Genomic DNA, 14,054 nt, shown 5'->3' with positions numbered 1-14,054 from the left:
TGTTTGGCTACATTTGACTACAAAATACTGCCCTTGGGATGGCTTGTTTCCTTTATTTTACTGGGAAACTCTTTCAATTGACACGTATCAGGCAGCGTGTTATTTTGCTACAAATTTCAGAAATAGTCGGGGACACGCAGCATGCAATCTTCCAGCAGCAAGCCCATACTGTCGTTTTGGCAGTTGTGGAACATGAGCTTCGGCTTTTTCGGCATCCAGTTCGGCTTTGCGCTGCAAAATGCCAACACCAGCCGGATATTTTCCACGCTGGGCGCCAATCCCGACGACCTCTCCCTGTTCTGGCTCGCGGCGCCGGTCACCGGCCTGCTGGTACAGCCGATTATCGGCTACCTGAGCGACAACACCTGGCATCCGACCTGGGGCCGCCGCCGTCCATTCTTCTTCATCGGCGCCTTGCTGGCGTCGATCGCACTGTTCCTGATGCCCAATTCCACCGCGCTGTGGATGGCCGTCGTCGTCCTGTGGTTGATGGATGGCGCCATCAACGTCTCGATGGAGCCGTTCCGCGCCTTCGTCGGCGACAAGCTGGGCTCCTCGCAGCAGACCGCAGGCTTCGCGATGCAGACCTTCTTCATCGGTTGGGGCGCGGTGATCGCCTCGCTGCTGCCGACCATCTTCGCCGACTTCCTGGGCGTGAGCAACGTGCCGGTCAACGGCGCGATCCCCGACACGGTACGTTACTCGTTCTACGCTGGCGGCGCCATCTACTTCCTGGCTGTGTTGTGGACCGTCCTCACCGCCAAGGAAACGCCGCCCGAAGACATGGAAGCCTTCCGCGCCGAGCAGCGCCGCACCAAGGGCCTGGGCCACGCGCTCAAGGAGATCATGGGCGGCTTCACCAATATGCCGAAGACCATGGTGCAGCTGGCCGCCGTGCAGTTCTTCTCCTGGATCGCGCTGTTCGCGATGTGGATCTACACCACCTCCGCCATCGGCGAAAACGTCTTCGGCACCACCGACGCGCAATCGGTGGCGTTCCAGGAAGCGGGCAACCGGGTTGGCGTGATGTTCGCCGTCTACAGCGGCGTCTCGGCGCTGGCTGCTTTCATCCTGCCGATTTTCGCGCGCAAGACCAGCCGCAAATTCGTGCACATGAGCTGCCTGCTGATCGGCGGCGTCAGCCTGTTCAGCATCTACGCCATCCATGATTTGAACCTGCTGTTCGTGCCGATGATCGGCGTCGGCATCGCTTGGGCCAGCATCCTGACCATGCCGTACGCGATCCTGGCCGGCGCGCTGCCCGCCAAGCGCATGGGCTACTACATGGGCGTGTTCAATTTCTTCATCACTATCCCGCAGATCGTCAGCGGCGTGCTGCTGGGCTTCGTCACCAAGCACTGGTTCGCCGGCCACACCGTCAAGACCCTGATGCTGGGTGGCGTGTGCATGGCGGTGGCGGGCGTGCTGACCTTGGCCGTCCGCGACAACGCCGAACCGGCCGGGCACTGATGTAGGATTGTTCGCTTGACCACGTATTCGCGCGCCACCCGTTTGCCGGAACAGGTACAACAGGGGCTGCGAATACTGTCCTTTACCTGTGCGGAGCGAACATGAGCATACAAACTGTAGCGACCAAGGCGTTCCCTGGCCAACGGCCGGGGACCTCAGGCTTGCGGAAAAAAGTCTCCATCTTCCAACAGCCTTCCTATCTCGAAAATTTCGTGCAAAGCGTGTTCGACACGCTGGGCGACTGCGCCGGCAAAACGCTGGTGCTGGGCGGCGATGGCCGCTTCCACAACCGTGAGGCGGTGCAGACCATCCTGCACATGGCGGCGGCGCACGGCTTTGCCAAAGTGCTGGTGGGGCAGGGCGGCATCCTGTCGACGCCCGCCGTCAGCTGTGTGATCCGCAAGCACGGCGCGCTGGGTGGCATCGTGCTGTCGGCCAGCCACAATCCAGGCGGACCGGATGGCGACTTCGGCATCAAGTACAACATCGCCGCCGGCGGCCCCGCGCCGGAGAGCGTGACCGAAGCGATCTTCCACCGCACCGAGAGCATCAAGCAGTACCGCATCAGCGACGCGCCAGCCATCGACATCGATCGCCTCGGTGTATCGCACATCGAGCAGATGGAAGTCGAGGTGATCGACCCGGTCGCCGACTATGCGGAGCTGATGCAGCGCCTGTTCGACTTCGACGCCATCAAGGCGCTGTTCGGACGCGGCTTCCGCATGTGCTTTGACGGCATGCACGCGGTCTCCGGCCCCTACGCCACGACCATCCTCGAAGGCATGCTGGGCGCGCCGGCCGGCACCGTCATCAACGGCGTGCCGCTGGAGGATTTCGGCGGCCATCACCCGGACCCCAACCCCGTTAACGCCGCGCAGCTGATCGCCATCATGGCGGCGGACGATGCGCCCGATTTCGGCGCCGCCTCCGACGGCGACGGCGACCGCAATATGATCGTCGGCCGCAAATTCGATGTCACGCCATCCGACAGCCTGGCCGTGCTGGCCGCCAACGCGACCCTGGCGCCGGGCTACCGCGCCGGCCTGAAAGGCATCGCCCGCTCAATGCCGACCTCGCGCGCGGCCGACCGCGTGGCCGATGCGCTGGGCATCCCGTGCTACGAAGCGCCGACCGGCTGGAAGTTCTTCGGCACGCTGCTGGACGCGGGCAAGGCCACGCTGTGCGGCGAGGAGAGTTACGGCACCGGCTCGGACCACATACGCGAGAAGGACGGCCTGTGGGCGGTGCTGTTCTGGCTCAACCTGCTGGCAGTCAGCGGCAAATCGGTGGAGCAGCTGGTGGGCGAACACTGGGCGCGCTTCGGCCGCAACTACTACTCGCGCCACGATTACGAGGCGGTCGAAACCAAGGGCGCCAATGAACTCATGGCTTCCCTGCGCGTCAAGCTGACCGCGCTGGCGGGGCAGGACCTTGGGCACTACGTGGTCGATTTTGCCGACGATTTTTCCTACACCGATCCGGTCGACGGCTCGGTCGCCACGCAGCAGGGCATACGCATCGTCATGACCAACGGTTCGCGCATCGTGTACCGCCTGTCCGGCACCGGCACCGAGGGTGCGACCCTGCGCGTCTACCTGGAGCGCTACGAAGCCGATCCCGCCTACCACCACCTGCCCACGCAGCAGGCCTTATCCGCATTGATACTCATCGCCGAGCAGGTTGGCGGCATCACCGGATGGACTGGACGCGCGCGTCCGACCGTCACCACATAAAACTTAGATAAAGGAAGACAGCATGAAATTGACTCCCCTTGCAATGACCCTGGCGCTGGCGCTTGGAGCGGCTGCGGCCGGCACCTCGGCCATCGCTGCGCCGGCCGCCAAGCAGGCCGCCCGCAAGCCATTCCTGTGGGAGAACGCCACGATCTATTTCATGCTGACCGACCGCTTCAACAACGCCTACATCGGCAACGATCTCGCCTACGGCCGCAAGGCGGACGCCGGCCCGCTGCGCGGCTACATGGGCGGTGACCTGGCCGGCATCACCAACAAGATCAATGAAGGCTATTTCGACAGCCTGGGCGTCAGCGCGATCTGGGTCTCGCCGCCGGTGGAGCAGATCCACGAAGGCACCGACGAAGGCACCGGTAAGTCCTACGGCTTCCATGGTTACTGGGCCGCCGACTTCACCGCCGTCGACGCCAACCTGGGGACGGAAAACGACTTCCGCAACCTGGTCGACGCCGCGCACGCGCACGGCATCCGCGTGTTGCTGGACGTGGTGATGAACCAGACCGGCCCGGTGACGGAGACTGACTACGCCTGGCCGGACGACTGGGTGCGCACCGGCCCGCAGTGCACCTACAAGGACGCCAAGACCACCATCGAATGCACGCTGGTGAAGAACCTGCCGGACTTCCGCACCGACAGCGATACGCCGGTCGAGCTGCCGGAGAACCTGGCCGCGAAATGGCAGCGCGAAGGCCGCTTCGAGCGCGAAGTGAAGGAGTTGAACGAGTTCTTCGCCCGCACCGGCTATCCGCGCGCGCCGCGCTACTACCTGATGAAGTGGCATTCGGACTGGGTGCGCAAGTACGGCGTCGACGGCTTCCGCGCCGACACCGTCAAGCACGTCGAAGCCAAGGTATGGAAGGAACTGAACACCGTGGCTGCCGAGGCCTTCGAAGACTGGAAGCGTGCCAACCCAGACAAGAAGCTCAGCGACGACAAGTTCTATTCGACGGCGGAAGTCTACAACTACAACATCGCGCAGGGCCTGGTGTTCGACCTGGGCGGCGGCCAGACCGCCAACTATTATCAGAGCGGCTTCAATAGCCTGATCAATTTCGGCCTGGTGTACGACGCGGAGAAGGATTACGAGCCGCTGTTCAGCAGCTATTCGAATATTCTGCACGGCGGTGCGCTGGATGGCTACTCGGTGCTGAACTACCTGGACTCACACGATTACGACAAGCCGTTTGATGCCTCGCGCAGGAAGCCGTTCGAAAGCGCGAACAAACTGCTGCTGGCGCCCGGCGCGGCGCAGATCTACTACGGCGACGAGACCGCGCGCAAGCTGGACGTGGCCGAAGCGGTGGGCGACGCCAAGCTGCGCTCCTTCATGAACTGGGATGAACTGGCGCAGAACGTGCAGCGCGATGGATACAAGATCGGCGAGGTGCGCGCGCACTGGGCCAAGATCGGCCTGTTCCGCAAGGACCACGTGTCGGTGGGCGCGGGCGTGCACCAGCAGCTGCAAGCCAAACCTTACGTCTTCAAGCGCACCTACGACAAAGGCGCGCTGCACGACAAGGTGGTCGTCGCGCTGGACCTGCCGACCGATAAAGCCGCAAGCATCAATCTGCACGGCGTGTTCGCCAACGGCCAGAAGGTCAAGGACTACTACTCCGGCAAGAGCGCCGTGGTGAAAGGCGGCAGCGTTAGCTTCGGTACGAAGAACGCTGTCGTCTTGATCGGGCAGGAGTAAGCGTTAGCGGTCGGTCGAGAGCGAGTAGGGCGCCTCAGCTGGTGCGGTGGCGCGTTGCGTGTTCGGCTTGTCGGACATGTCGAAGTCCAGCACCGCGCCCTGCATCAATCCGGCATGGCTTAGCCAGTTCTTCGAATACGGCTTGCCGTCGACCTTGAGCGCGTTCACATAGCGCTTGCTGTCGCTGTTGGCGGGGGCGTTGATGACCACCGTCTTGCCGTTCTCCAGGCGCAGCGTGACCTTCTTGAACAGCGGCGCGCCCAGTACGTACTGCGGCACCACCGGCGTGACAGGGTAGAAGCCCAGCGCCGAGAACACATACCATGCCGAGGTCTGGCCGTTGTCCTCGTCGCCGCAGTAGCCGTCCGGCGTGGCCTTGTACAGGCGGTTCATGGTTTCGCGCGCCCAGTACTGCGTCTTCCACGGCGCGCCCGCGTAGTCGTACAGGTAGATCATGTGCTGGATGGGCTGGTTGCCGTGCGCGTACTGGCCCATGTTCGCGATCTGCATTTCGCGGATCTCGTGTATCACTTCGCCGTAGTAGCTTTCGTCGAAGGTCGGCGGCAGCGTGAACACCTGATCCAGCTTGGCGACGAACTTCTCGCGGCCGCCCATCAGGTCCACCAGGCCGTTCACGTCCTGGAACACGGACCAGGTGTAATGCCAGCTATTCCCCTCGGTGAAGGCGTCGCCCCATTTGAACGGGTTGAAGGGCGACTGGAAGCTGCCGTCCTTGTTCTTGCCGCGCATGAGGCCCGTATCCGGGTCGAACAGTTTTTTATAGTTCATCGCCCGCTGCGCGTAGATGCCGATCTCCGACTGCGGCTTGCCGAGCGCCTTGCCCAGCTGGTAGATGGCGAAATCGTCGTACGCATATTCCAGCGTGCGTGCGGCGTTCTCGTTGATCTTGACGTCGTACGGCACGTAGCCAAGTTCGTTGTAGTACTTGACGCCGGCGCGGCCGACGGCGCTCATCGGTCCTTCGTTGTCGGCGCCGTGCTTCAGCGCTTGCCACAGGGTGTCGATGTCGTAGCCGCGCAAGCCTTTGACATAGGCCTCCGCCACCACCGATGCCGAGTTATTCCCGATCATGACGTCGGCCAGGCCGGGGCTGGACCATTCGGGCAGCCAGCCGCTTTCCTTGTAGTCGTTCGCCAGGCCGGCCTGCATCTCGCGGTTGATCGACGGGTACATCAGGTTAAGGAAGGGATACAGCGCGCGGAAGGTGTCCCAGAAGCCGGTGCCTGCGTACATATAGCCGGGCAGGATCTTGCCGTTGTAAGGACTCCAGTGGACGATCTGGTTGTTGGCGTCGATCTCATACAGTTTGTTCGGGAAGAAGAGCATGCGATACAGGCTGGAATAGAAGGTGCGCGTCTGGTCGTCGCTGCCGCCTTCCACGCTGATGCGGCTCAGCGTCTTGTTCCACACCTCCTTGCCTTTTTGCGCGGTGGCGTCGAAGCTGTCGGCCGCCAGTTCGCGCTTCAGGTTCAGCTCCGCCTGTGCTTCGCTGATGAAGGAGGAGGCCACGCGCATGCCGACCTTTTCGCCTTTTGCGGTCTTGAAGCCGACCACTGCGCCGCTATGGTCGCTGGCCAGTTCCATGACATTGCTCACCACTTTGTCGCCGCTCCAGATGCGGGTGGAGGTGAATGGCTTGTCGAAGTAGATGACGAAGTAGTTCTTGAAATTCTTCGGCAGCGGACCGCGCGCGTAGCGGGTGCTGTAGCCGACGATCTTGCGCTCCGCCGGAATCACCTTGATGTACGAGCCTTTGTCATAGGCGTCCACCACCACGTAGGCGTCGTCGGTTTTTGGGAAGGTGAAACGGAACTGAGCCGCGCGTTCGGTCGGCGCGATCTCGGTGGTCACGTCGGCATCGGCCAGGTAGACGCTGTAGTAATAGGGCTTGGCCACTTCCGCCTTGTGCGAGAACCAGCTGGCGCGGTCGTCCTGCGTGAACTTGGGCTTGCCGGTAACGGGCATGATGGCGAACTGGCCGTAGTCGTTCATCCATGGCGACGGCTGGTGCGTTTGCTTAAAGCCGCGGATCTTGTCGGCGTCGTAGGTGTAGGCCCAGCCGTTGCCCATCTTGCCGGTCTGCGGCGTCCAGAAATTCATCCCCCACGGCAGCGCGATGGTCGGATAGGTATTGCCGTTTGATAGTTCGGGCTTGCTGGCGGTGCCCATCAAGGGATTGATCCATTCGACAGGATCGGCGATGGGCGCGGCCGAAGCGGTCAGCGCGGACAGGAGGAGGGGCAGCGCAAGCGTGTGCAGTTTCATGGTTTTTGGCGGTGGTGACTGGCGAAAACCAGTGTAGCAGCTATGCCATCGCCGGAAACCAACAGGCCTGGGCGGCCTTCATGTTTATTGGCCGATTACTAAACAAGCTGCGCCAGCTACTGCGCGGTGATGACGACGGACGATGGCGCGCTATCGAGTTTGCCGTCGTTGACGGTCAGCGTGGCGACGTAGACGCCCGGCAGGTCGGCGAAGAAGGTCGGCGTGGCGACGTGGTAGTTCAGCAGGGCGGCGGTGCTGCCTGCGGGTTTGGTCAGCGTCCACGAATAACTGAGGATGTCCTGGTCGGCGTCGGTGCCGCTGCCGGCCAGCTTGACCGAGCTGCCCGCCGTCACGCCTTGTGCGGGACCGGCGATGGCGATCGGTGCATGATTCGCTGGCGCGTTGTAGTCTCCACCGCCGCCGCAGGCGCTGAGGGTTAGCGTTAGCAGCAGTGATGCGATATGGTTGCGTCTCATTATGGTCTCTTTCCGGCTCGACTGGGAGCCGAAAAGATATCACGGTGTTTACTTCTTTTCTACGAATACCACGGCGCTGCGTGGCGGAATTGCAAACGTGCCGGAAGTGGCATCGTACTTGGCTTCCAGGGCCACGCGTTTGTCCGCTGCGGCCATGTTTGTGTGCACCGGATGCAGTTGGTAGTGGTGGTTCTTTTCTGCGTCGACCGTCACGCGTTGCGCCACTTTGTCGACGTTGATCAGGTAGGTGATGGATTTGAAGTTGGCGCCCGCATAGCCGGCGCCGTCCAGGTGGGCGACGATCACGGTCGGCACCTGGCCGCTGCCGGTGTTGTGGAAGCGCAGGCGCTGTTTGATGTCGGCGGCGGTGCGCAGGCGGAACAGCGTGCTGCTGGAGCGGATCGCCAGCAGGTCGCGGAAGGCGTCGCGCGCATAGGCGATGTCCTTTGGCGACGGCTTGATGGCGGCGTCGCGCAGCAGTGGCTTGATCAGGTCATAGTCCTTGCCGTTGTCTTCCGCGCGCGGCGCGCCGATGCCGTAGTAGTTGTCCTGGTAGCTCCAGTCGATACGATTGAACCAGTCGCCCGATTCGAAGCTGTTGCGGTCCAGCGATTTGGAGCGCAGGATGTCGAAGCCCGCATGGAAGTAGGCCACGCCCTGGCTGAAGGCGTTGATGGCGGCGCCCAGCATCTGCACCTGCGCGCGCTCGGCGCTGGTGGTGCGCGGCAGCTTGAAGGCGTTGATGTCGTACAGCGTCTGGTTGTCGTGGTTCTCAACGTAGTTGACTACTTCGCCCGGTTCGCTGGCGTAGCCGGCCGGCTGGTTGCCGCCGTAGACGATGTCCTGCAACTGCTGCGTCTTGCCGCTCCAGGTTTGCAGCGGGTAGCTGCGGATCGAACCGGCCAGGCCGACCTTGACCAGGTCCGACGCTTGCAGCAGATCGCTGGCTGGGCGTGCGCCCGCCTGTGCATTGGCGTCGTACACCAGGCCGTTGATGTAGCCTTGTTGCGTGATCATCTGCACGCCGCTGTCGCCGGCGCCACCGCCGCGCACCGCGTCGCGCGCGCGGTCGCTGAAGGTGCCGATGCCGCTGCCGTTCAACGACAGCTGGGAGGCCTGCACGAAGCGCGCGCCGTCGGCCACTTCGCCGAAGTTCCAGCCCTCGCCGATAAGGTTGATGTGGCGGCCGGTGGCGCGGTCGGCGCGGGCTTGCAATTGCTCCATCGCGGCGCGCGGCTGATGGCCCATCAGGTCGAAGCGGAACGAGTCTATCTTGTACTGCACCGCCCACTGTTCGACGGAGTCGATCATCAGCTTGGCCATCATCAGGTTTTCAGTGGCGGTGTTGTCGCAGCAGGTGGAGCGTTCGATCGCGCCCTTGGCGTTCAGGCGGTGGTAGTAACCGGGCACCACGCGGTCCAGCACGGACTTCTCATTCTGGCCGGCGATGAAGGTATGGTTGTACACCACGTCCATGCCGACGCGCAGGCCGGTCTTATGCAGCGCCTGCACCATCTGGCGGAACTCGACGATGCGTTTGGCGCCGTCGGCCGGGTCGGTGGCGTAGCTGCCTTCGGGCGCGTTGTAGTGGTACGGGTCGTAGCCCCAGTTGTAGCAGTCGGTGGCCTGGGTCTTGGTGACCAGCGCTTGCTGTTCTTCGCCGTCCGGCTTCAGGCCCGACGGGATGGCCGGCGTGACGCAGCCTGTTTCCGGCACGCTGCCGATGTCGTACACGGGCAGCAGGTGGATGTCGGTCATGCCGGCTTTGCTCAGCGCGGCCAGGTGCTTCATGCCGTTGGAGCCGGCTTCGGTGAAGGCGGTGTACTTGCCGCGGTTGGCGGCGCTGACGGTGCTGTCGTTGATCGAGAAGTCGCGCACATGCAGTTCGTAGACCGTCATGTCGGATTGGGTGGCGACTTTTTTCGGGGCGGGGGTTTGGTCCCAGCCTGCGGGCTTCAGGTTGGCTGCGCTCAGGTCGGCGATGTAGCTGCGCTTTGAGTCGGTGGTCAGGCTGATCGAGTAGGGATCGGTGACGAGGTTGCGCACCAGGCCCGCCGATTGCGCCACCACGTCCACCAGGAATTGGTAGTACTGGCCGGAGCGTTTGCCATCAAGATGCGCGGACCAGACGCCGGTGGTATCGTCGCGCTGCATGGTGGTGATGGCGGAAGCTTTGCCGGAGCCGGTCGAGTAGGTGCACAGTGCAACGCGCTGCGCGGTCGGCGCCCATAGTTTGAAGCCGGTTTGTTTGCCGACACTGACGCCCAGATCGCGCGCGTTGGCGGCGCTGGCATACAAGTCATCGAGCGCGCCGGCGATTTGCAGTGTGGTGGCGTCGCGCACGGTGCCGTCATCGGCTTCCTGCACCAGCATGACCTGCTGCGTCAGCACGCCGCCGAGGCGCGCCGTATCCGCAGCTGCCAACGTCAGCACAGCGCCATTGCCGACGAATTTGAAGCGCTGCGCGACATCGGACGGCAAGCCGCCATCAAAGCGCGCCAAGGCCAGCGAGCCATCCGCGCCGGACACGCGCGCGCCAGGCGCCGCATGCAGCGAGGCGGAAGCGGAGTAATAGAGTTTGAAAGCTCCGTTGGAAGCATCGGCGCCCGGCCACTTGATCAGCTGTCGATTGAGCCAGTATGCCCGCGCATCGGCGGCGATGGCGGGCTGCAAGACGGTGGCGAACGGCCCGTCGCATGCGGCCAGCGTCGCATCGGCGGCAGCAGCCGTCACACAGGTCAACGCCAGCGCGCCGCCAACAGTAACCCCAGCCACCCACGTCCCAAGATGAATACCGCCCATATCGCCGCCTCCAAAATTATAGAATTTAGGTAGTGCGGCTACAAAAAACCGACAAATACCCCTGTATTTGCCGGTTATGGTAATCCAAAATCTGTAGTTTTGATACTTATGGCTTGGATTCGCCCTTTTCTCCCTCGGGGTAGCAGAAGCTTGCAGGGCCTTCGCTGCGGTAGTTATCCACCATCTTGTAGCGTATCGCGTACAGCGCGAAGATGGCCGCGACCAGCAGCGCGAAGGCGGCAAAGAAGAACATCTGGAACGCGATCACGCTCAAGCCGCTGGTGGCGATGTACGCGCTGACGGCGTCGTTCTTCACCCCCGCATTGACGATCAGCACCCACAGGTTGCCGACCGTGATCGCCAGATACCAGAAGCTCAGGATGATGCCCTTCATCGGCGCCGGCGCCTGGCTATAGGCGAACTCCAGTCCCGTCGCCGACACCAGTACCTCACCCAGCGTCAGCAGCGCATACGGCAGCAGCTGCCACAGGATGGAGACCTTGTCTCCACCGTCCATCTGCAACTGGATCATGCCGATCACGATCCACGACACGCCAGCCAGCGCGATGCCCATGCCCATGCGGCGCAGCGGCGTTGGCGTGATGCCGATGGCGCGCATGATCGGATACAAGGCCAGGTTGTTGAACGGGATCAGCAGCATCACCAGAATCGGATTGACCGCCTGCATCTGCGCCGGCAGCAGCGTGAATTCCCAGCCGAAGATGTTCAGCAGCGGGCTATTCATCGCATTGGCCTGCACGATCCAGGTCGACGCCTTCTGGTCGAACAGCGAATGGAACGGCGTCACCATCGCGAACACGATCAGGACGCGCAGCACCGAGCGCACGCCTTCCACCGCCTCGTCGCTATGCAGGCCGCGTGCGCGGTCCAGTTGCATCGACACGCCGATGCCGCCAAACGCCAGCACCAGCACCAGCGCCAGGCAGGCGGCGATGACGAAGCCCCACTGCGGCGTCATGCACAGCGACGCCACCGCGCCCAGCGCGCCGACACCGGTCATCATCAGGCCTGGACGCGATTGGCCGGGCTGCTTGCTCATCAGCGCGGTGCGGGCCACGCTGCTGAAGGAGTTGGGATTCGGCGCGGCCGGCGGTACGTGGATGTACTTGCGCTTGCCGAGCCAGAATACCAGCGTGGCGACCGCCATCAGGATGCCGGGAATGCCGAAGGCGACGGCCGGGCCGTAGTCGCGCAGGAACACCGGCATCAGCAGCGAGGCGAAGAAAGAGCCGAAGTTGATGATCCAGTAGAAGGCGTCATACACCAGCTTGGCGCGGTTCTTGTTGGTCTGGTCGAACTGGTCGCCGACGAAGGCCGCCACCAGCGGCTTGATGCCGCCCGAGCCGAACGCGATCAGGAACAGGCCGAAGTAGAAGCCCTTGAGGTTGTCCTCGAAGATAGCCAGGCAGGCATGGCCGGCCACGTAGATCAGGCTGAACCAGAACACCGTGTTGTACTTGCCGAACCAGCGGTCGGCCAGCCAGCCGCCCAGCAGCGGGAAGAAGTACACGCCGATGACGAAGGTGTGGAAGACGTGCTTGGCCTCGCTGGCGCGGTCGGCCAGCGGCACGAACAGCAACAGGGTGCTGAGCAGGAACGGCGTCAGGATGTTGCGCATGCCATAAAAGCTGAAGCGTTCGCAGCCTTCGTTGGCGATGATGTAAGGAATTTGCCGGGGCATCGGCCCGTTACCGGTGTTGCTCACTATTTTCTCTCCTGATTTTGTGTAGTTTGACTACTATTTTTATCCTGCGAAATTTTGTAAATATTCGCAAGATGTTGATTTTTATGGATTAATTGTATTAATCCGCAAGTGCCTCATGGATTGAAAAAACCATATTCGTGATGTATATTGTCTACAAACCTATATCCAGCTTTGCCAACCCCGGATTTTCTTATGACTAAGCAACTTACACAAGTTTCACCGCACTCCCAGGACTGGTACCGCGAGGCGATCATCTACCAGGTCTACCCGCGCAGCTTCAACGACACCAACGGTGACGGCATCGGCGATATACCCGGGATTACGGCAAAGCTGGACTATATCGCATCGCTGGGCGTGGACATCGTCTGGATTTCGCCTTATTTCAAATCGCCGATGAAGGATTTCGGCTACGACATCTCCGATTACTGCGACGTCGATCCGATGTTCGGCACGCTGGCCGACTTCGACGTGATGATCGCCAAGGCGCACAGCCTGGGCCTGAAGATCATGATCGACCAGGTGATGGCCCACACGGCCGAGGAGCATGCATGGTTCAAGGAGAGCCGCTCCAGCCGCGACAATCCCAAGGCCGACTGGTATGTCTGGTCCGATCCGGCGCCGGACGGCAATCCGCCGAACAACTGGATGTCGGTGTTCGGCGGCTCGTCGTGGCAGTGGGATACGCGCCGTCGTCAATACTATTTACACAATTTCCTGGTCAGCCAGCCGCAGGTCAATTTCCACAACCCGCAAGTGCAGCAGGCGCACCTGGACGCGCTGCGTTTCTGGCTGGAGCGCGGCGTCGACGGCATCCGCCTGGATGCCTGCAATTTCCACTTCCACGACCAGGAACTGCGCAGCAATCCGCCGGCCGTCAACCGCGACACCGCCACCGTATCGGACGTCAATCCCTACGGCATGCAGGCGCACATCTACGACAAGAGCCGCCCGGAGAACCTGCCTTTCCTGCAAAAACTGCGTTCGCTGCTCAATGAATACAAGGCGGTCGCCATCGGCGAAGTGGGCGCCGACGATTCGCTGGCCGTGATGGCCGAGTACACCGCCGACGGCGACAAGCTGCAAATGGCCTACAGCTTCAACCTGCTGGTGCCGACCTGCTCGTCGCACTACATCCGCCAGCAAGTGGAGAATTTCGAGGCGCGCGTCAAGGGCGGCTGGGCTTCCTGGTCGGTCGGCAACCATGACGTGCAGCGCGTGGCGACCCGCTGGGGCGGTCCGGACGCACCGGCGGCGTTCGCCAAGATGATCCTGGCGATGCAGCTGTCGCTGAAAGGCACGCCGTGCCTGTACCAGGGCGACGAACTGGCCTTCGCCGAGGCGGACGTGCCGTTCGAGCTGCTGCAGGACCCGTACGGCATCACCTTCTGGCCGGAGTTCAAGGGCCGCGACGGCTGCCGCACGCCGATGGCGTGGACCGACGGCGCCAACGGCGGCTTCACCGAAGGCAAGCCGTGGCTGCCGGTATCGCCGGACCACCTGGCCAAGGCGGCCTCGGTGCAGGAGGGCGATGCCGCATCGTCGCTGGAATTCACCCGCAAGTTCATCGCCTGGCGCCGCAAGCTGCCGCAGCTGACGCGCGGCGCGATCCAGTTCTTCGACACGCCGGAGCCGGTGCTGGCGCTGCGCCGCGATGCCGAAGGGGAGCGTGGCATCATCGCCGTGTTCAACCTGGGTGCGGAGCCGGTCAGCTGCGCGCTGCCGCAGGCGGTGGGCGCCGAGCAGATGGACGGTTACGGCCTGCCGGGTACAGTGGTGGACGGCCAGGTGCAACTGCCGGCCTTCGGCGCCTGGTTCGGCTACGCCCGTTAAGGGTAGGGGGAACGATA

At 62.6% G+C, this 14,054-nt stretch carries 8 protein-coding genes; 4 read left to right on the top strand and 4 right to left on the bottom strand.

The annotated features are described in order from the left end of the window. Positions 1-141: 141 nt before the first annotated feature. The 3 genes from D0T21_RS15940 to D0T21_RS15930 all read left to right on the top strand — a co-directional run bounded on the left by D0T21_RS15940 (position 142) and on the right by D0T21_RS15930 (position 4,917). A complete protein-coding gene (locus D0T21_RS15940; RefSeq protein WP_116990577.1) occupies positions 142-1,470 on the top strand; it encodes an MFS transporter in 1,329 nt (442 codons plus the stop codon). A 101-nt stretch (positions 1,471-1,571) separates the two neighbouring features. Then, on the top strand, positions 1,572-3,203 hold the full coding sequence (locus D0T21_RS15935; RefSeq protein ID WP_116990576.1) for an alpha-D-glucose phosphate-specific phosphoglucomutase: 1,632 nt from the start codon (positions 1,572-1,574) through the stop codon (positions 3,201-3,203). 22 nt (positions 3,204-3,225) lie between these two features. Beyond that, complete coding sequence (locus tag D0T21_RS15930; RefSeq protein WP_116990575.1) at positions 3,226-4,917, top strand: alpha-amylase family glycosyl hydrolase; 1,692 nt, start codon at positions 3,226-3,228, stop codon at positions 4,915-4,917. Positions 4,918-4,920: 3 nt separating this feature from the next. Here the strand turns inward: D0T21_RS15930 and D0T21_RS15925 are convergent, their stop codons facing one another. From D0T21_RS15925 to D0T21_RS15910, 4 genes are all read right to left on the bottom strand, one after another. Further along, entirely contained in the window at positions 4,921-7,203 is a 2,283-nt protein-coding gene (locus D0T21_RS15925; protein ID WP_116990574.1) for a GH92 family glycosyl hydrolase, read from the bottom strand. 116 nt (positions 7,204-7,319) lie between these two features. Then, positions 7,320-7,679 carry a PKD domain-containing protein gene (locus D0T21_RS15920; RefSeq protein WP_116990573.1) on the bottom strand — a complete coding sequence of 120 codons (360 nt, stop codon included), beginning with the start codon at positions 7,677-7,679 and terminating at the stop codon, positions 7,320-7,322. A gap of 48 nt (positions 7,680-7,727) precedes the next feature. After that, a complete protein-coding gene (locus D0T21_RS15915) occupies positions 7,728-10,481 on the bottom strand; it encodes an alpha-1,6-glucosidase domain-containing protein (RefSeq protein WP_116990572.1) in 2,754 nt (917 codons plus the stop codon). Between the two features lie 106 nt (positions 10,482-10,587). Further along, positions 10,588-12,183, bottom strand: coding sequence for an oligopeptide:H+ symporter (locus D0T21_RS15910; RefSeq protein ID WP_116990571.1), 1,596 nt, complete (start codon positions 12,181-12,183; stop codon positions 10,588-10,590). Between the two features lie 216 nt (positions 12,184-12,399). On the opposite strand from D0T21_RS15910, the gene D0T21_RS15905 reads away from it, so the two are divergent. Continuing rightward, a complete protein-coding gene (locus tag D0T21_RS15905; protein ID WP_116990570.1) occupies positions 12,400-14,037 on the top strand; it encodes an alpha-amylase family glycosyl hydrolase in 1,638 nt (545 codons plus the stop codon). Positions 14,038-14,054 lie beyond the last annotated feature (17 nt).

Origin of the sequence: Duganella sp. BJB476 (assembly GCF_003416895.1) — a bacterium.
Taxonomy (GTDB): Bacteria; Pseudomonadota; Gammaproteobacteria; order Burkholderiales; family Burkholderiaceae_D; genus Rugamonas.
This window is presented reverse-complemented; position numbering and strand designations above follow the sequence as displayed.

Bases quoted from the DNA above. Each gene is read 5' to 3' on its own strand.
- D0T21_RS15940 (WP_116990577.1), top strand. From the start codon at position 142: ATGCAATCTTCCAGCAGCAAGCCCATACTGTCGTTTTGGCAGTTGTGG.
- D0T21_RS15935 (WP_116990576.1), top strand. From the start codon at position 1,572: ATGAGCATACAAACTGTAGCGACCAAGGCGTTCCCTGGCCAACGGCCG.
- D0T21_RS15930 (WP_116990575.1), top strand. From the start codon at position 3,226: ATGAAATTGACTCCCCTTGCAATGACCCTGGCGCTGGCGCTTGGAGCG.
- D0T21_RS15925 (WP_116990574.1), bottom strand. From the start codon at position 7,203: ATGAAACTGCACACGCTTGCGCTGCCCCTCCTCCTGTCCGCGCTGACC.
- D0T21_RS15920 (WP_116990573.1), bottom strand. From the start codon at position 7,679: ATGAGACGCAACCATATCGCATCACTGCTGCTAACGCTAACCCTCAGC.
- D0T21_RS15915 (WP_116990572.1), bottom strand. From the start codon at position 10,481: ATGGGCGGTATTCATCTTGGGACGTGGGTGGCTGGGGTTACTGTTGGC.
- D0T21_RS15910 (WP_116990571.1), bottom strand. From the start codon at position 12,183: ATGCCCCGGCAAATTCCTTACATCATCGCCAACGAAGGCTGCGAACGC.
- D0T21_RS15905 (WP_116990570.1), top strand. From the start codon at position 12,400: ATGACTAAGCAACTTACACAAGTTTCACCGCACTCCCAGGACTGGTAC.